Source organism: Rhizobium sp. LARHSG275 (genome assembly GCF_052871115.1).
The window spans coordinates 222,591-238,319 of sequence record NZ_JBIXJN010000006.1 but is presented as its reverse complement, the minus strand read 5'-3'; the positions used below and the strand labels follow the sequence as shown (position 1 = coordinate 238,319).

Here is a 15,729-nt window from a genome sequence, read left to right as displayed (position 1 = left end):
TCACATCAGGTCGCGCGCGATCCGCTTTTCCGCAAAGACCTTTTCGAAGACCTGAACATCGTCCTCGAAGGCGGTGACGACAGCGCTGATAACCCAGTCGGTCCGGGTGCAGGCAATCCGCGCGGTCGCCACCGTGCGGGCGAACCAGCCGGGGCGGCGCATGTCGCAGGTCCAGGTCGACGTCCCGGTCATCGACAGCGGATCATCCGGTGAAATCGACCAGACTTCCTCCCGCAATTGCCGGGTCGAGAGACCTGTCTCAGGGTGTTCGGTGAGCCCGGTATCCTCGCGGATGTGATAGTCCGTCCGGTTGGCCGAGAGGTCGCGGACGACCTGCCGCTTCGTTACGGCGGCCGCGTGCTCGATGTATTTCGGCAGCGGATCGGGATTGGCCGGTTCCTTGATGTCGATCCGCTGGTGCTTACCGAGCATCGGCAGCCCCAGGCCGAGGGCCGCGATATCGACCTCGATGCCCTCGTCATCAGGCGGCGGCAGGATCATCGGCCAATAGGCGGTGGAAAGCGAAAGGCGGATGCGATGGCCCTTGCGGAAGCGATAACCGCAGGCGTCGAGCACGAGCCGGATCGACACCCTCTCGCCTGGTATCAACGGCTTGGGATCTGCATTGCCGTCGCGGTGGGTAAGATTGACGACACCGAAAGCGACACGCGTTGCCGTGCCATCCGGATGGATATCGACGAGCCGGGCGCAGAGATTTCCGCCTACCGCCCGAGAGCGCAGCGCAAGCGTCAGCACGGGCCGGCCGAGATAGTCGTAATCCCTCGCAAGCGGCATCGTATCGAAGACCAGCGAACCGGCATCGTCCAAGCGCTGATCGGCCGCCATTTCCGCGTCGGGTTTCAGCGTGAAATACTCGCCCGATGCCGTCCCGGTATCGAGCGGAGATCTCACATAGACGGGATGTTCGGGCGCGTGCGGGATCGGCATGCCTTCCGTCAGCTTGCCGAATTGCTCGACATAGAAGCACTGCATCTGCGGCGTCGACCAGACGTCCTTGGCGACCCAGAAGCCCGGATCGCTGTCGCGTCGCGGGGCAGGGCGGACGGCGTCGAGGATATAGGCGCGGGCCTGCGGCAACCCGTCGATGCCGTTGTCCTCGCCACGCAGCCATCTGTTCCACCAGGCAATCGCTTCGCCATGGAAATCGGTGCGCGGCTTCGGCCAGGCAAAGTGCGGATATTTGTGAACCCAGGGGCCGATCAGCGCCTTGGCTTTTTTGCCCAGGCCTTCGACCGCCATTAGCGGCGTATTGCGGTAGCCGTCCGCCCAGCCGGCGATCACCAGCGTCGGGATCTCGACGCTCGAAAAATCCTCGGAGATCGAGCCATGCCGCCAGAATTCGTCGCGCCGCTGATGGCTCAACCATTCCTCCATGAAGAAGGGTTCGCCTGCCAAGCGTTCCAGCCATATTTCCTTCCAGCGCTCGCCGACAAGCGCGGGATCGGGCGGCCGCGACTGGTAGCCGAGCATCGTCGCCGCCCATGAGAGCTGAGCGGAGAGATGGCAGCCGTTCTTGTAGTGGATGTCGTCGTTATATCGGTCGACGGTCGAGGCGATCGAGATGACAGCCCTCAGCGCCGGCGGGCGCAATGCTGCGACCTGCAGGCTGTTGAAGCCGCCCCAGGAGATGCCCATCATGCCGACTGCGCCGTTCGACCATGGCTGCGCGGCAATCCAGGCGATCAGCTCGCAGGCATTGGCAAGCTCGCATTCGGTATATTCGCCGTCGATGACGCCGTCGGATTCTCCGGATCCGCGGATATCGACGCGCACGCCGGCAATGCCTGCGGCCGCGAATACCGGGTAGGTCGACTCATCCCTGAGGCTGGTTCCATCCCGCTTGCGATAGGGCAGGAATTCGAAGACGGCGGGAACGGGATCTTTTTCCGCGCCATCCGGCATCCAGATGCGCGCGGCAAGCCGCGTCCCATCCTTCAGCGTAATCCATTCATTCTCGATGGTGGTGAAGCCGCGCGAGGTCATGCTCATTCCTTGATGCATACTCCTTGAGACGAGGGTTCGGCTCTCGTCAAGTCAGTTACCGGCGCTCTCCATGCGCCGCGTGGCAAGCACCCGTTCCAGCCAGCCGATTTCCATTTCCGGCACGGATTTCAACAGCAGATCGGTGTAGTCGTCAAAGGGCGGCGATAGCGCCGTCGATTTCGGACCGAACCGCACCAGCTTGCCGCGATGCATCACCGCCACGCTGTCGGCAATCGCCCGGACGATGGCGATGTCGTGCGTGATGAAGACATAGGACAGCTGTTCTTCCTCCTGCAGGCGGAGAAGCAGCTTGAGGATACCCTCCGCCACCAGCGGGTCGAGCGCCGAGGTCGGCTCGTCGCAGAGGATGAGTTCGGGCTTGGCGGCAAGCGCTCTTGCGATCGCCACCCGCTGCTTCTGGCCGCCGGAAAGTTCGGCCGGGTAGCGATCGACGAAGCCCTTGCCCATCTCTATCTGGTCGAGCAGTTCCTTCACCCGGGCGGTCTTCTCGGCACCTCTGAGGCCATAATAGAAGGTCAGCGGGCGGCCGATGATGTCGCGAACCGTCTGACGTGGGTTCATCGCCGTGTCGGCCATCTGGTAAATCAACTGGATTCGCCTCAGATCGTCGTTCGGCCGGCTCTTCAGGCCCGGCATCAGCGGCTTGCCGTCAAAGACGATGCGGCCGCTGCTCGGCGGCAGCAGGCCGGTAATGACGCGCGCCAGGGTCGATTTGCCGGAACCGGATTCGCCGACGACCGCGAGCGTCTGCCCCTTCGGCACGTGCAGCGTGACATCGTGCAGCACTTTGAAGCCGTTGGAATATTCGGCACTGACATTGTCGACCTTGAGAAGTGCTGCAGACTGGTCGGCAGCTTCCTCGCGGTAGGCCTGCCTGACATTGACGAGGGCGCGGGTATAATCCTCCCGCGGTGCCTCGATGATCTGCTGGACACTGCCATATTCGACCTGTTTGCCATAGCGCAGCACCATGATGTCGTCCGAGATCTGGGCGACGACGGCAAGGTCATGGGTGATGTAGAGGGCGGCCGTGTGCGTTTCCTCGATAGCATGCTTGATCGCCGCCAGCACGTCGATCTGCGTGGTGACGTCAAGCGCTGTCGTCGGCTCGTCGAAAACGATGAGTTCGGGATTGGAGCAGAGCGCCATCGCCGTCATCGCCCGCTGCAGCTGGCCGCCGGAGACCTGGTGAGGAAAGCGCTCGCCGAAGGTTTCGGGACTGGGCAGGCCAAGAACCCCGAACAGATAAAGTGCACGCTTGCGCGCCTCTTCCTTACTCATCAAACCATGTTTGACAGACGCTTCAATCACCTGATCGCCGAGCCTGTGGGCCGGATTGAAGGCGGCGGCGGCCGATTGCGCGACATAGCAGACCCGCGCGCCGCGAATCTTCCGGATACCATTCTTGCCGAGCGCCAGGATATCGGCGCCGTCGAGCCGCACCTCACCGCCGGTGATTTCGGCGCCGCCTCGGCCATAGGCAAGTGCGGAGAGGCCGATCGTCGACTTGCCGGCGCCCGATTCGCCGATGAGGCCGAGGACCTTGCCCTTCTTGAGGTCGAAGGAAACGCCGTCGACGATCGTGACCCGCTTGGGCGGTTCGCCCGGTGGATAGCTCGTTGCTTCGATCTTCAGATTGCGAACGGAAAGAAGCTCAGGCATCGCCGCGCCCTCCCTTGAGGCTGGATGTGCGTTTCAGGAGCCAGTCGACCACGAGGTTGACGCAGACAGCTAGCACGGCAATCGCCGTGCCCGGCACCAGCGCTGCCGAAATGCCGAAGATGATGCCGTCCTTGTTGTCCTTGACCATGCCACCCCAATCGGCCGCGGGCGGCTGAATGCCGAGGCCGAGGAAGGAAAGGGTCGAGAGGAACAGGATCGAGAAGGCGAAGCGCAGCCCGAATTCGGCCAGCAGCGGCGACAGCGTGTTCGGCAGGATCTCGCGGAAGATGATCCAGAGCTTGCCTTCGCCGCGCAGCGTCGCCGCCTCGACGAATTCCATCACGGCGACATCAAGCGCCACGGCCCGGCCGAGACGATAGACGCGGGTGGAATCGAGGATTGCCATGACAAGGATCAGCACGACGATGTTTTGCGGGAGCACCGCAAGAACGACGAGCGCGAAGATCAGCGTCGGGATCGACATCATCAGATCGTTGAAGCGCGAAAAGACGGTGTCGATGATGCCGCGCGAGACGGCAGCGGTGAAGCTCAGGATAATGCCGAGCGAGAAGGAGATGACGGTGGCGGCGGATGCGACCGTCAGCGTCGTGCGCGCACCGTAGATCAGCCGCGAGAAGATGTCGCGGCCGAGATTATCGAGACCGAAAATATACTGGTTATCAGGCAGCTGCCAGACGTCGCCGACGACCTGCGTCTCGCCGTAGGGGGCGAGCCAGGGTGCGAAGATTGCGAAGATGAAGGCGATGGCGATACCGGCCATGCCGATCCAGGCGGTGATGGGGATGTCTCTCAATCTCATCGCGGATGCCTCAGCCGGGGATTGGCGATAATGGCGAGGATATCGGCCGTCATGTTGAGGAAGATATAGACGGCCGCGAAGATCAGGCCGCAAGCCTGCACGACGGGCATGTCGCGTACGGTGACCGCATCGACCATGTATTGTCCCATGCCGGGATAGACGAAGACCACTTCGACAACGACGACGCCGACGACGAGATAGGCAAGGTTCAGCGCGATGACGTTGATAATCGGCGCAAGCGCATTGGGGGCAGCATGCTTGACGATCGAGCGGAAGGCGCTGAGGCCTTTCAGCTCGGCGGTTTCCATATAGGCCGACGACATGACGGAGAGGATCGCCGCCCGTGTCATGCGCATCATGTGCGCGAGCACGACGAGCACGAGGGTCGCCGTCGGCAGCGCGATCGCCTTCAACCGCTCGACGAAACTCATGCTGTCATAGACGGTCGCTGGAAAGGTCGCCATGCCGAGCTTCACCGCGAAGAACAGGATCAGCAGGTAGCCGATAAAGAATTCCGGCAGTGAGATCGCCGCAAGCGAGATCACGTTGATGATCTTATCCGGCAGGCGGTTGCGGAAATGCACCGACAGCATGCCGAGGCCGACCGCGAGCGGCACGGATATCACCGCTGCGAAACCCGCCAGGAACAGCGAGTTGCCGAGGCGCTTGCCGATCTGTTCGCTCACCGAATTCTTGCTGGCCCAGGAAGTGCCGAAGTCACCCTGGACGGCGTTGCCGAGCCACTCGACGTAGCGCGTGGTTATCGGGCGGTTCAGCCCGAGATCCTGACGAATATTGGCGACGGCCTGCGGGGTCGCCGACTGGCCGAGATAGGTGGTGGCAAAATCGCCGGGCAGGGCTTCCAGGCCGCCGAAGATCAGGATGGAGACGGCAAAGAGCAGGACGAGGCTGAGCACGAAGCGCTCGAGGATCAGGGCAAGCAGCGGAAAACGCTGCCGGAACCGGAGGCCGGGCAAGATGCTTGGGGCAGGATTGGTCATGGCGAGGACCTCGCGCTAAAACGTCGGGAGGACCGCGGGTTTTCATCCCACGGTCCCGGCTTCGTTAGAGATCGGAGGGGCATGCGCCCCTTGCCATCAGGCGTCCAGCCAGACGCGGGTCGCGACGTAGCCGTTCGACATGTCGTTGCCGATGTCATGGACATAACCCTTCACCTGCTTGGTGGAGGCGTTCACGAAGTCGTTGAACATCGGCAGGATCACGCCGCCCTCGTCGCGCACCGTCATCGCCATAGTGCGATACATGTCCTTGCGCTTGGCTTCATCAAGTTCGGAGCGGGCCTGCAGCAGCAGCTTGTCGAAGTCAGGACGCTTGAAACGGGTGTCGTTCCAGTCCGCCGTCGAGAGATAAGCGGTGGAATACATCTGGTCCTGCGTCGGGCGGCCACCCCAGTAGGAGGTCGAGAAGGGCTGGACATTCCAGACGTTGGTCCAGTAGCCGTCGCCCGGTTCGCGTTTGACCTCGATCTCGATGCCGGCCTTCTTGCAGCTTTCCTGATAGAGGACGGCCGCGTCGACCGCGCCGGGGAAGGCGACTTCGGAGGTGCGCAGAAGGACCGAGCCACTATGGCCCGACTTCTTGTAGTGAAACGCCGCCTTGTCAGGATCGTAGGCGCGCTGCTCGATGCCTTCGGGGAACAGCGCATAGGTGCTGTTGATCGGGAAGTCGTTGCCGACCTTGCCGTAACCACCGAGGATCTTCTGCACCATGGTCTCGCGGTCCATGGCGTATTTGAGGGCCAAGCGCAGGTCGTTGTTGTCGAACGGCGCCTTGTCGCAATGCATGATGAAGACGTAGTGGCCGCGGCCGGCGGTCGAGAGGATCTCGACGTTCGGGGCGCGTTTCAGCAGATTGACGGTCTTCGGATCGACGCGGTTGATGTAGTGCACCTGGCCCGACGAAAGTGCGGCGATACGGGCCGTCGCATCATTCATGCCGATGATTTCGATCGAATCGACATAACCTCGGTCGGTGCGCCAGTCGTCCTTGTTCCTTTCAAAGGTGGCGCGGACGCCGGGCTCGAAGCTCGTCATCTTGTAGGGGCCGGTGCCGATCGACGCCAACGGATCATCGACGCCGCCGTTCGGCTGGATGACCAGATGGTAGTCCGACAGCAGCAACGGCATGTCGGCATTGCCTTCGCTGAGCGTCAAGACGAGATTGCCGCCGTCGGCCTTGATCTCCTTGATCGAGCCGAGAACACCGAGCGCTCCGGATTCCGACTTCGCATCGGTGTGGCGCTTCAGCGTCGCAACAACGTCGTCGATCGTCAGTTCCTTGCCATTGTGGAACTTGACGCCCTTGCGGATCTTGAAGGTCCATGTCGCCGCGTCCTTTGACGGCTCCCAGGATTCGGCGAGCGCCGGCACGGCAGCACCCGTCAGCGGATCGGATTCGACCAGCATGTCCCCCCAGCAGCGGCCGATGCAGAACATCACCTGCGACAGGAATTTTGCCGGATCGTTGGAATCGGTGGCGGCACCACCTTCGAGGCCGAGCTTCAGATGGCCGCCGCGCTTCGGTTCGGCAGCTTGCGCACTTTCGGTGAAGAGCTTGTCGGCAGCGGCAAGTGTGATGCCTGCCGCCATGGCGCGTCCCATGAATTCGCGGCGGCTGAGCCCGCCGGCGGTGACGCGGCTTGTGAGATATTTCGTGTAGTCGGTCATTCCCCTGTTCCTTCTTTGTGGTGCGTTGACAGAACTTCCGGGCATGGTCCGCAGGCGGTTTCCTCTCCCCCTCCGGTGCCCGCATCATGCGGGAAAACAGTGCGGTTGCTGCCGCCTGGTTATTTTCCTTTCCAAATGGGGCTTCGCTTCTCGGCGAAGGCCCGCGCGCCTTCCAATTGATCCTCGCTCGAATAGAGCCTGTCGACCGTCGCAAACTGCCGCTTGGTGATCTTGTTCATGGCAGTCTGGAAGGTCGAACCCTCCGCTTCGCGCACGATTTCCTTGATGGCCGCATAGACGAGCGGCGGCCCGCTTGCGACCAGGCGGGCAAGCTCCCGGGCCCTGTCCATCAGCCGCTCGGCCGGCAGAACCTCGTTGACGAAGCCCCAGCGATGCGCCTCGTGAACATCGAGCCAGCGCCCGGTGAAAAGCATGTCCATGGCGATGTGGTAGGGAATGCGTTTCGGCAGCTTGATGGAAGCCGCATCGGCAACCGTGCCGGAACGGATTTCCGGCAGGGCGAAGGTCGCATGCTCGGAGGCGAGGATCAGGTCGGTCGACAGCGCGATCTCCAGACCGCCGCCGCAACAGATGCCGTTGACCGCACAAATGACGGGCTTGTTGAGGTCGCGCAGTTCCTGCAGTCCGCCGAAGCCGCCGACGCCGTAATCTCCGTCGACCGCATCGCCTGATGCCGCCGCCTTGAGGTCCCAGCCGGCACAGAAAAACTTCTCGCCGGCGCCCGACACGATGGCGACCCGCAGCGCCGGGTCGTCGCGGAAATCGCGGAAGATCAACCCCAGGGCACGGCTGGTCGCAAGGTCGATGGCATTCGCCTTCGGCCGGTCGATGACGACTTCGAGCACTCCGTCGTCCTGTCGTGTGCGAATGGGATCGCTCAACCTATGCTACCTCCTCCGCCGTATCAGAGCATCGACCACCGCCACGCCACGCCCTTCGGGAAGGACCATCAATGGATTAATGTCCAGTTCCTCCAGCCGTGCCGCGTTCTTTACGACATAATCTGCCGTTGCTGAGACAGCGCCGACAGCGGCCTCGAGATCGCCTTTTGGCCGCCCTCGATAGCCATAGATCAATTTTGTAAGTTTGAGGCGCGAAATTGCCGCGTGAATGTCGGTTTTCGTCGCCGGAAGGGGCAGGATGACGGAATCGTCAAGCAATTCAACGAAGATTCCGCCCGCTCCAAGCGTAAGCGACAATCCGAAGACAGGGTCGCGGACGGCGCCGACAATGAGCTCGGCGACCGGCGGATCGATCATTTTCTCGACGAGATAGCCGGCATTCGGCGGCATGGCCGCCGCCGCATTCGACACGGCTTCAATATCCTCCAGGTTGAGTATGACGGCCCCAGCCTCGGTTTTGTGCGCAATGCCGAGCGCTTTCAGCACGACTGGAAAGCCGAGCCGCTCAGCCTGCTCGGCCGCCTGACCGGGAGAGGACGCCAACAGCCCCTTTGGAATCGGAAGGCCGAAGGCAGCAAGCTCAGCCTTCGCATCGGCCTCCGTCAGCGTCTCGATCTCGCCGTCGATAGAGGACACATTGAGCAGCGGCAGGGGAGGCGGGCGATCCCACGCCTGGCCGATGCCGGCGGCAACTTCCGCTGCCGTGATGGTTTCGTCGATACCGCAGAAGGCGATGATGCCATTTGCCATCAGCCGATCGGCGATGGGCTCCGGCATGTTTTCCGGAAGTGTCGCCAGAAGGCCGGCCAGCGCACCGGTTGCGGCGGCAGCCGCAATCACCGCGTCTGCCGTCATCGCCCATTCGGACGCATCGCAGCGGTCGCCGCGCGGAAAGTCGAGGACGACGAGATTGAGGGCATAGCCGCCCTCGAACATGGCGCTGAAGGCTTCGGTCTGGCGTGCAAGATCACCCCAGACGAAGGTGTGGTAATCGAGCGGATTGGAAAGCGTCACCATCTCGCCGAGGACCCGGCGCAGACGGGGCAATTGTTGCGGCTGCAGCGCCGGGAATTCCACGTTGCGACCGACGGCGGCATCCGCCATCAGCGAGGCTTCGCCACCGGAACAACTCATCGACGAGATCGAATGACTTGCGAGCGGTCCGGCGACATGCAGCAGTTTCAGGGTTTCGAGCAGCGCCGGCAAGGTCTGGACACGGCCAAGGCCGAGGCGGGCGAGCACGGCGTCTGCGACGGCATCGCTGCCGGCGAGCGAGGCGGTATGCGAAACCGCCGCGCGTTTTGCCTGCTCGGACCTGCCGACCTTCAGCACGACGATGGGCTTCCTCGACCGCCGGGCAATGGTGGCCAGGCGTTCGAGTGCAGAGAGATCGCCGAAACCTTCGACATGAAGGCCGACCGCCGTGACGCGCGGGTCGTCGATCAGTGCGCAGGCGACATCGGCAAGCGATGTCTGCGCCTGGTTGCCGGCGGTGACGACATAGGCGATCGGCACGCCGCGAGTCTGCATGGTCAGGTTGATGGCGATATTGGAGGACTGCGTAAGGATCGCAACGCCGCGTTCGATACGCTGCATGCCATGCTGATCGGGCCAGAGCAGCGCGCCATCGAGACCGTTGATCAGCCCGTAGCAGTTCGGCCCGAGGATCGGCATGTCGCCGGCTGCGTCTAGCAAGGCCTGCTGCAGTTCGGCGCCGTCGCTGAGTTCCGCCGTCGCCTCGCTGAAACCCGACGCATAACAGACCGCCCCGCCGGCACCGGCCTCAGAAAGGCTGCGGACGATCTCGACGGTCAGCGTCCTGTTGACGCCGACGAAGGCGGCATCCGGCGCCGAAGGCAGGTCGGATACGGAGCGATAGCAGGACCGCCCGAGCACCTCGTCGAGCTTGGGATGGACGGGCCAGATCTCGCCGGCAAAGCCCATGCGGTCGCACTGCTCGATTACCCTGCGCGCCTCACGGCCACCGAAGACGGCGATCGTTTGCGGTCTGAGCAGGCGGTCGAGCGGGCGGGGCATCATCGGCTCACGCTCCCAAAGGTCGAAGCAGGTCGCGGCTGATGATATGCCGCTGGATTTCGGAAGTGCCGTCCCAGATGCGTTCGACGCGCGCATCACGCCAGAAGCGGGCGAGCGGCAGGTCGTCCATCAATCCCATGCCGCCGAAGATCTGGATCGCCTCATCGGTGACGCGAGCCAGCATTTCGGAGGAGTAGAGTTTGGCCGAGGCGATCTGCCGGTCTGCGGGGCGGCCGGCATCGACCTGCCAGGCGGCGGCAAGGGTCAGCCAGTCGGCCGCGTCGATCTCGGTAATCATATCGGCGAGCTTGAACGACACGCCCTGATTGGCGCCGATCGGCCTGCCGAACTGTTTGCGCTCGGCGGCGTAGGGCAAAGCCAGATCGAAGACGCGCCGCGCCCGGCCGACGCAGGTAGCGGCCACCGTCAACCGCGTGCCGTAGAGCCATTGATTGGCGATATCGAAGCCGCGATGCACCTCGCCCAGCACTTGGGCTTCGGGAATGCGGCAATCGGCGAAGCTGAGGGTGCTGTTGTGATAGCCGCGATGCGAAACGGAATCATAGCCCTTGAGGATCTCGAAGCCCGGCGTGCCGCGATCCACCAGGAAGGCGGTGATCTTCTTCTTGATACCTTTCGGCGTTTCCTCCTCACCCGTTGCTGCAAAGACGATGACGAAATCGGCGACATCGGCATGGGAGATGAAATGTTTCGTGCCGTTGAGGACGAAATCGCCACCGTCGCGGCGGGCGGCGCATTTCATGCCGCGCATATCAGATCCGGCGTCCGGCTCGGTGATTGCAAGCGCGTCGATCTTCTCGCCGCGCACGGCAGGCAGAAGGTAGCGCTCGCGCTGCTCGCCCTCGCAGGCCATCAGGATGCCGGAGGGTCGGCCGAAGAAAACCGTCAGCCCCAGGGAGCCGCGCCCGAGCTCTCGCTCGACCAAGGTGTAGGTGACATGGTCGAGGCCGGCGCCGCCAACCTCTTCCGGGAAATTACAAGCGTAAAAGCCAAGATCGATGCATTTGCGACGGATCTCGTCTCCGAGCTCCGGCGGGACGATGCCGCTGCGCTCGACCTCGTTTTCGTGCGGATAGATTTCGGATTCGACGAAGGCGCGGACCGTCTCGACGATCATTTCCTGTTCTTCGCTCAGTCCGAAATTCATGCCGATCCTCCTACCGTTTCTGGCCGACGTGACGGCCGACGCCTTCAGGCGTGATCAAATTCGCATGGGCTTCAGCGATCGCCCTGACCTTGTCGATGATGCCGGCCGGCGCGGGCGTGGCCTTGCCAGCCTTGCTGTCGACATGCAGCAACATGTGCTCGGCGGTGGCAATGGCCTCGCCCGTCGCCGTATCGTGAAGCGTGTGGAAGACGTGCAGCCGCTTGTCGTCGACATCAAGGATCCGGCAGGTCGAATGAATCGCCTGCCCGAGCTTCGCCTCGCCGAGATGGCGGATGTGGGTTTCCACCGTGTAGTAGCTGTGTCCCGCCTCGACATAGGCGACGTCAACGCCGACGAGGCGCAGCAGCGCGTCCGATGTATCACCGAAAACCTGCAGGTAGCGGTGTTCGGTCATATGGCCGTTATAGTCGACCCAGGCAGGGCTGACTTTCGTCTCGACGAGCCTCAGCGGCTTCGACGGATCGAAAGACGTCGTCGTCCCGCCGCCTTGTGCCCACAGCGATTGCTCGAAGTCCTTCAGCAGCTTGCCGGCGCCCCAGCCCTTGCCGTCATCGCCGCCCTTGAGTGCCTGCAGGATGCCGACCAGATTTTCGTCGCGGATGCGTTCGAGCTCGCGGATCGATAGGCCAGCCGCCTGTTCATCGGATTGCCGGCCGATCTTTTCGATCAGCGCATCGTCGAGATCGACGACATCGGTGAGCTTGGTCCAGGGCCAGGCGAGGCAGGGGCCGAACTGGGCGAGGAAGTGGCGCATGCCGGCCTCGCCGCCGGCGATGCGATAGGTCTGGAACAGGCCCATCTGTGCCCAGCGCAGGCCGAAGGAGTAGCGGATGACGTCATCAAGCGTCTCGACGGTGCAGATATCGTCGTGAATCAGCCACAAGGCCTCGCGCCAGAGCGCTTCGAGCAGCCGGTCGCCGACGAAGGCCTCGATCTCCTTGGCGATGTGGACGCCCTTCATACCGAGCGGCGGCAGTCTTTCGATCGCCGCCTGGATGGTCGCCGCCGAAGTCTTTTCGCCGCCGACGATTTCGACGAGCGGCAGCAGATAGACGGGATTATAGGGGTGGGCGACGAAGAGGCGTTCGGGATGCTTCATGTCGCGCTGCAGATCGGTCGGCAACAGGCCTGAGGTGGAAGAGCCGATCAGGGCGTCCGGCCGCGCCACGGCATCGATCGCAGTCAAGACACCGCGTTTGAGATCGAGCCTTTCCGGCACGCTTTCCTGAATCCAGTCGGCGTCGGCAACGGCTTCCTCCAATGTCGTGCAGAAGGTCAGCCTGCCGCGCGGCGGCAGGGGTGCGCCGGTCAGCATGGCATAGGCTTTTTCGGCATTGGCAATGACTTCGCCGACAATGCGGGTCGCCTCCGGATGCGGGTCGAACACATCGACGTCGATGCCGGCAAGCAGAAAACGCGCGATCCATCCGCCGCCGATGACGCCGCCGCCGATACATGCCGCCTTGTTGATCCCTGTCATGCAGCCCTCAGCGCTTCGTCAGTTTGAGTTTCTTGCGAACGTCTTCCGGACCGATGATCCGCGCACCCATGCCCTCGACCACCTGCACGGCCTTTTCGACGAGCTCAGCATTGGTGGCGAGCTGGCCTTTGCCAACAAAGAGGTTGTCCTCCAGGCCGACGCGCACGTTGCCGCCGGCGAGAACTGCCGCCGCCGGATAGGCCATGGCATTGCGGCCGATCGAAAAGGCCGAGAAGGTCCAGCTCGCGGGCACGTTGTTGACCATCGCCATAAACGTGTTGAGATCGTCGGGCGCGCCCCATGGAATGCCCATGCAGAGCTGGATCAGCACCGGGTCTTCGATCAGGCCTTCCTCGGCAAGCTGCTTGGCAAACCAGAGATGGCCGGTGTCGAAGGCCTCGATCTCGGGGCGCACGCCGAGATCCGTCATCTTCTTCGCCATCGCCCGCAGCATGGCCGGCGTGTTGGTCATGACATAGTCGCCGAGGTTGAAGTTCATCGTGCCGCAGTCGAGCGTGCAGATCTCAGGCAGGCATTCGGCCACATGGCTGACGCGCTCGGTAGCGCCCGCCATATCCGTGCCCTTCGGGTTGAGGGGAAGGGGGCTTTCGACATCTCCGAAGATCAGGTCCCCGCCCATGCCGGCGGTGAGATTGAGGACGACGTCGACATCGGCCGAGCGGATGCGGTCGGTAACTTCCCTGTAGAGGTCGTTGCGGCGGCTAGCAGCTCCTGTTTCCGGGTCGCGCACATGGCAGTGAACGACCGCAGCACCAGCCTTTGCCGCGTCGATGGCGGAATCGGCGATCTGCTTGGGAGTGATCGGCACATGGCTGGATCTGGAAACCGTATCGCCGGCGCCGGTGACGGCGCAGGTTATGAAGACATCGCGGTTCATCGCAAGAGGCATGTTTTTGTTCTCCCTCGTCTTGTGCCCATTACGCGACAGGATGGATAGCAATGCGTTGCAATTTCGGAAGCAACCGATACACTATCGGAACTCGAGGGAGGTGGCCTTGCTACAGCGATCGACCGAACGGCTCGATATCGACCTTCTCGTCCTGCCGGACGCGAACCTGATCCTGATCGCCTCGGTCATCGAGCCTTTGCGCGGCGCCAACCGCATTTCCGGCAGCGAGCTCTATCGCTGGCGGCTGCTGACCCCGGACGGAGCACCGGTGCTGACCACCAGCGATATCGCCGTGCCCGCGCAAGGCGCTTTCAAAGCGACCACCGAGAAAACGCCGCTGTTCGTGCTGGCCAGTTACAACTGGCGCCGAAGTGCTACGCCGGCACTCAAGATGCAGCTCTCCCAGGCCGCCCGCTATCGCACGGTGATTGCCGGCATCGAGTCCGGCACATGGCTGCTGGCTGAAGCCAGCCTGCTCGACGGGTTACCGGCGACCGTTCACTGGGAGGATTACGAGGATTTTGCGCTCGCCTATCCCGAGGTGCGGGCCGTCAAGGATCGTTTCGTCATCGACGGCAAGCGGCTGACAACCTCGGGTTCGCTTCCGACCGTCGACCTGATGCTGGAGGTGATCCGGCAACGGCAGGGCTATTCGCTGGCGCTCGAGGTCAGCCGGCTGTTCCGTTACGAGCAGCCGTCCTTCCATGCCGATGAATCACTTTCCGCAGCCTCGGCCGGACTGCGCATGCACGATCCCCGCGTGACGCAGGCAGTACGGCTGATGGAGGAGCATATCGAGCAGCCTCTGATCCTCACGCGGCTCGCCCGCCGGGTGGGCATCAGCGCTCGGCATCTGCAGGATCTCTTCCAGCAAAGCATCGGCGCGCCGCCGCATGTGCATTATCTCGCGCTGCGCTTGAATGCGGCGCGCCGCAAGGTGATCGAGACGGCAGCCTCGTTTGCCGACATCGCGGCGGCGACCGGCTTCAACTCAGCCTCAGCCTTTGCGAGAAGCTACAGGGCGAGTTTTTCCGAGAGCCCGTCCGAGACCCGACGCCGCTTGCGCCGCCGCGTCACGTCATCGGCTATACAGGCATAGGCTGGAACGCGTCCCGTATCATTTCGGCAAGTTCCCGGACGGCCTCGCTGGAACGGTAGGTGCTCCGGCGGAGCACGACCTTGGAAGAATCGACCGGCGGGAAACCGTCTTCAGCGGTGAGTTCCCGGCAGCCGGGCGGAATGCTGCTGCGGGAAAGCGTGGTGACGGCAAGGCCTGCGGTCACGGCATTCTTCAGCCCCGAACCGGTATCGGCGATGAAAGCGATCCGATAGTTGCGGCCGATCTGCTCCAGCGACCGGAGCGCAAAATCGCGTGACCAGCTGGAGTTGCGATAGGTCGCTATCGGCAGGGGATCGATGTCGTGCAGCCGGTGCACCATCGATGTGACCCAGACCGTGGGATCGATGCAGATGACCTCGCCTTTGGTCTCATCGCTCCAGTCGAAAACGACGGCCAGATCGAGCTCATCGCGCTCGAGGGCGGCGAGGTTGCGGACGGTGTAGTCGCAGGACACGGTGACCTCGACGGCCGGGTGACGCACGGCGAAAGCCGCGAGCGCCGCCGGCAGCACCGTCTGGCTGTATTCCTCCGGAATTCCGATGCGTACCGGCCCGTCCAGCGGTTTGCTGCGGATCGTCGCGGCGGCCTCGTTCAGGAGATCGATGATCCTGCGGGCATAGGGCACCAGTTGTATGCCCTGGCGTGTGAGCAGCACACCGCGGGCGCCACGCTCGAACAGCGTTTCGCCGATCGTCCGCTCAAGCCTCTTGATCTGGGTGCTGACGGCCGACTGCGTCCGCCCGATGCGCTGGGCAGCGGCGGAGAAATTGGAGGTTTCAGCAACGACCAGGAAGGTTCTCAGCAGGTCGCTCTCAATCGGCTCATGCATGGAATAGCCATAGAAAAAATCGATGATAGTTATCACTACTATTCGTT

The 15,729-nt window shown here is 62.9% G+C and carries 12 protein-coding genes; 1 reads left to right on the top strand and 11 read right to left on the bottom strand.

Translation table 11 applies throughout. The annotated features are described in order from the left end of the window. The 10 genes from ACIPSK_RS09915 to ACIPSK_RS09870 all read right to left on the bottom strand — a co-directional run bounded on the left by ACIPSK_RS09915 (position 1) and on the right by ACIPSK_RS09870 (position 13,733). A complete protein-coding gene (locus tag ACIPSK_RS09915; RefSeq protein WP_162117667.1) occupies positions 1-2,004 on the bottom strand; it encodes a CocE/NonD family hydrolase in 2,004 nt (667 codons plus the stop codon). Positions 2,005-2,055: 51 nt separating this feature from the next. Beyond that, the gene (locus ACIPSK_RS09910) at positions 2,056-3,687 is read right to left on the bottom strand and encodes an ABC transporter ATP-binding protein (protein ID WP_162117588.1); all 1,632 of its coding nucleotides are present in this window, start codon (positions 3,685-3,687) and stop codon (positions 2,056-2,058) included. Then, entirely contained in the window at positions 3,680-4,507 is an 828-nt protein-coding gene (locus ACIPSK_RS09905) for an ABC transporter permease (protein WP_162117587.1), read from the bottom strand. Before ACIPSK_RS09905 ends, ACIPSK_RS09910 begins: the two co-directional genes overlap by 8 nt. Further along, entirely contained in the window at positions 4,504-5,508 is a 1,005-nt protein-coding gene (locus tag ACIPSK_RS09900) for an ABC transporter permease (RefSeq protein ID WP_162117586.1), read from the bottom strand. Before ACIPSK_RS09900 ends, ACIPSK_RS09905 begins: the two co-directional genes overlap by 4 nt. Positions 5,509-5,604: 96 nt before the next feature. After that, positions 5,605-7,194 (bottom strand): ABC transporter substrate-binding protein, encoded by a 1,590-nt coding sequence (locus ACIPSK_RS09895; protein ID WP_162117585.1) that lies wholly within the window; start codon positions 7,192-7,194, stop codon positions 5,605-5,607. Between the two features lie 119 nt (positions 7,195-7,313). Further along, positions 7,314-8,096 (bottom strand): carnitinyl-CoA dehydratase, encoded by a 783-nt coding sequence (locus ACIPSK_RS09890; RefSeq protein WP_162117584.1) that lies wholly within the window; start codon positions 8,094-8,096, stop codon positions 7,314-7,316. A 6-nt stretch (positions 8,097-8,102) separates the two neighbouring features. Continuing rightward, on the bottom strand, positions 8,103-10,157 hold the full coding sequence (locus ACIPSK_RS09885) for an acetate--CoA ligase family protein (protein ID WP_162117583.1): 2,055 nt from the start codon (positions 10,155-10,157) through the stop codon (positions 8,103-8,105). A 4-nt stretch (positions 10,158-10,161) separates the two neighbouring features. Next, positions 10,162-11,322 (bottom strand): acyl-CoA dehydrogenase family protein, encoded by a 1,161-nt coding sequence (locus ACIPSK_RS09880; protein ID WP_162117582.1) that lies wholly within the window; start codon positions 11,320-11,322, stop codon positions 10,162-10,164. Between the two features lie 10 nt (positions 11,323-11,332). After that, a complete protein-coding gene (locus tag ACIPSK_RS09875; RefSeq protein WP_162117581.1) occupies positions 11,333-12,823 on the bottom strand; it encodes a carnitine 3-dehydrogenase in 1,491 nt (496 codons plus the stop codon). A gap of 7 nt (positions 12,824-12,830) precedes the next feature. Continuing rightward, positions 12,831-13,733 carry a 3-keto-5-aminohexanoate cleavage protein gene (locus tag ACIPSK_RS09870; protein ID WP_017968657.1) on the bottom strand — a complete coding sequence of 301 codons (903 nt, stop codon included), beginning with the start codon at positions 13,731-13,733 and terminating at the stop codon, positions 12,831-12,833. Positions 13,734-13,773: 40 nt separating this feature from the next. On the opposite strand from ACIPSK_RS09870, the gene ACIPSK_RS09865 reads away from it, so the two are divergent. Then, entirely contained in the window at positions 13,774-14,832 is a 1,059-nt protein-coding gene (locus ACIPSK_RS09865) for a GlxA family transcriptional regulator (protein ID WP_162117580.1), read from the top strand. On the opposite strand, the gene ACIPSK_RS09860 is transcribed toward ACIPSK_RS09865, so the two are convergent. Then, a complete protein-coding gene (locus tag ACIPSK_RS09860) occupies positions 14,819-15,682 on the bottom strand; it encodes a LysR substrate-binding domain-containing protein (protein ID WP_162117666.1) in 864 nt (287 codons plus the stop codon). The two genes, ACIPSK_RS09865 and ACIPSK_RS09860, sit on opposite strands and share 14 nt — an antisense overlap. Positions 15,683-15,729 lie beyond the last annotated feature (47 nt).

Excerpts from the sequence above, each read along its gene's own strand:
- ACIPSK_RS09915 (WP_162117667.1), bottom strand. The coding sequence starts at position 2,004 with ATGACCTCGCGCGGCTTCACCACCATCGAGAATGAATGGATTACGCTG.
- ACIPSK_RS09910 (WP_162117588.1), bottom strand. The coding sequence starts at position 3,687 with ATGCCTGAGCTTCTTTCCGTTCGCAATCTGAAGATCGAAGCAACGAGC.
- ACIPSK_RS09905 (WP_162117587.1), bottom strand. The coding sequence starts at position 4,507 with ATGAGATTGAGAGACATCCCCATCACCGCCTGGATCGGCATGGCCGGT.
- ACIPSK_RS09900 (WP_162117586.1), bottom strand. The coding sequence starts at position 5,508 with ATGACCAATCCTGCCCCAAGCATCTTGCCCGGCCTCCGGTTCCGGCAG.
- ACIPSK_RS09895 (WP_162117585.1), bottom strand. The coding sequence starts at position 7,194 with ATGACCGACTACACGAAATATCTCACAAGCCGCGTCACCGCCGGCGGG.
- ACIPSK_RS09885 (WP_162117583.1), bottom strand. The coding sequence starts at position 10,157 with ATGATGCCCCGCCCGCTCGACCGCCTGCTCAGACCGCAAACGATCGCC.
- ACIPSK_RS09880 (WP_162117582.1), bottom strand. The coding sequence starts at position 11,322 with ATGAATTTCGGACTGAGCGAAGAACAGGAAATGATCGTCGAGACGGTC.
- ACIPSK_RS09875 (WP_162117581.1), bottom strand. The coding sequence starts at position 12,823 with ATGACAGGGATCAACAAGGCGGCATGTATCGGCGGCGGCGTCATCGGC.
- ACIPSK_RS09870 (WP_017968657.1), bottom strand. The coding sequence starts at position 13,733 with ATGCCTCTTGCGATGAACCGCGATGTCTTCATAACCTGCGCCGTCACC.
- ACIPSK_RS09865 (WP_162117580.1), top strand. The coding sequence starts at position 13,774 with ATGGATAGCAATGCGTTGCAATTTCGGAAGCAACCGATACACTATCGG.
- ACIPSK_RS09860 (WP_162117666.1), bottom strand. The coding sequence starts at position 15,682 with ATGCATGAGCCGATTGAGAGCGACCTGCTGAGAACCTTCCTGGTCGTT.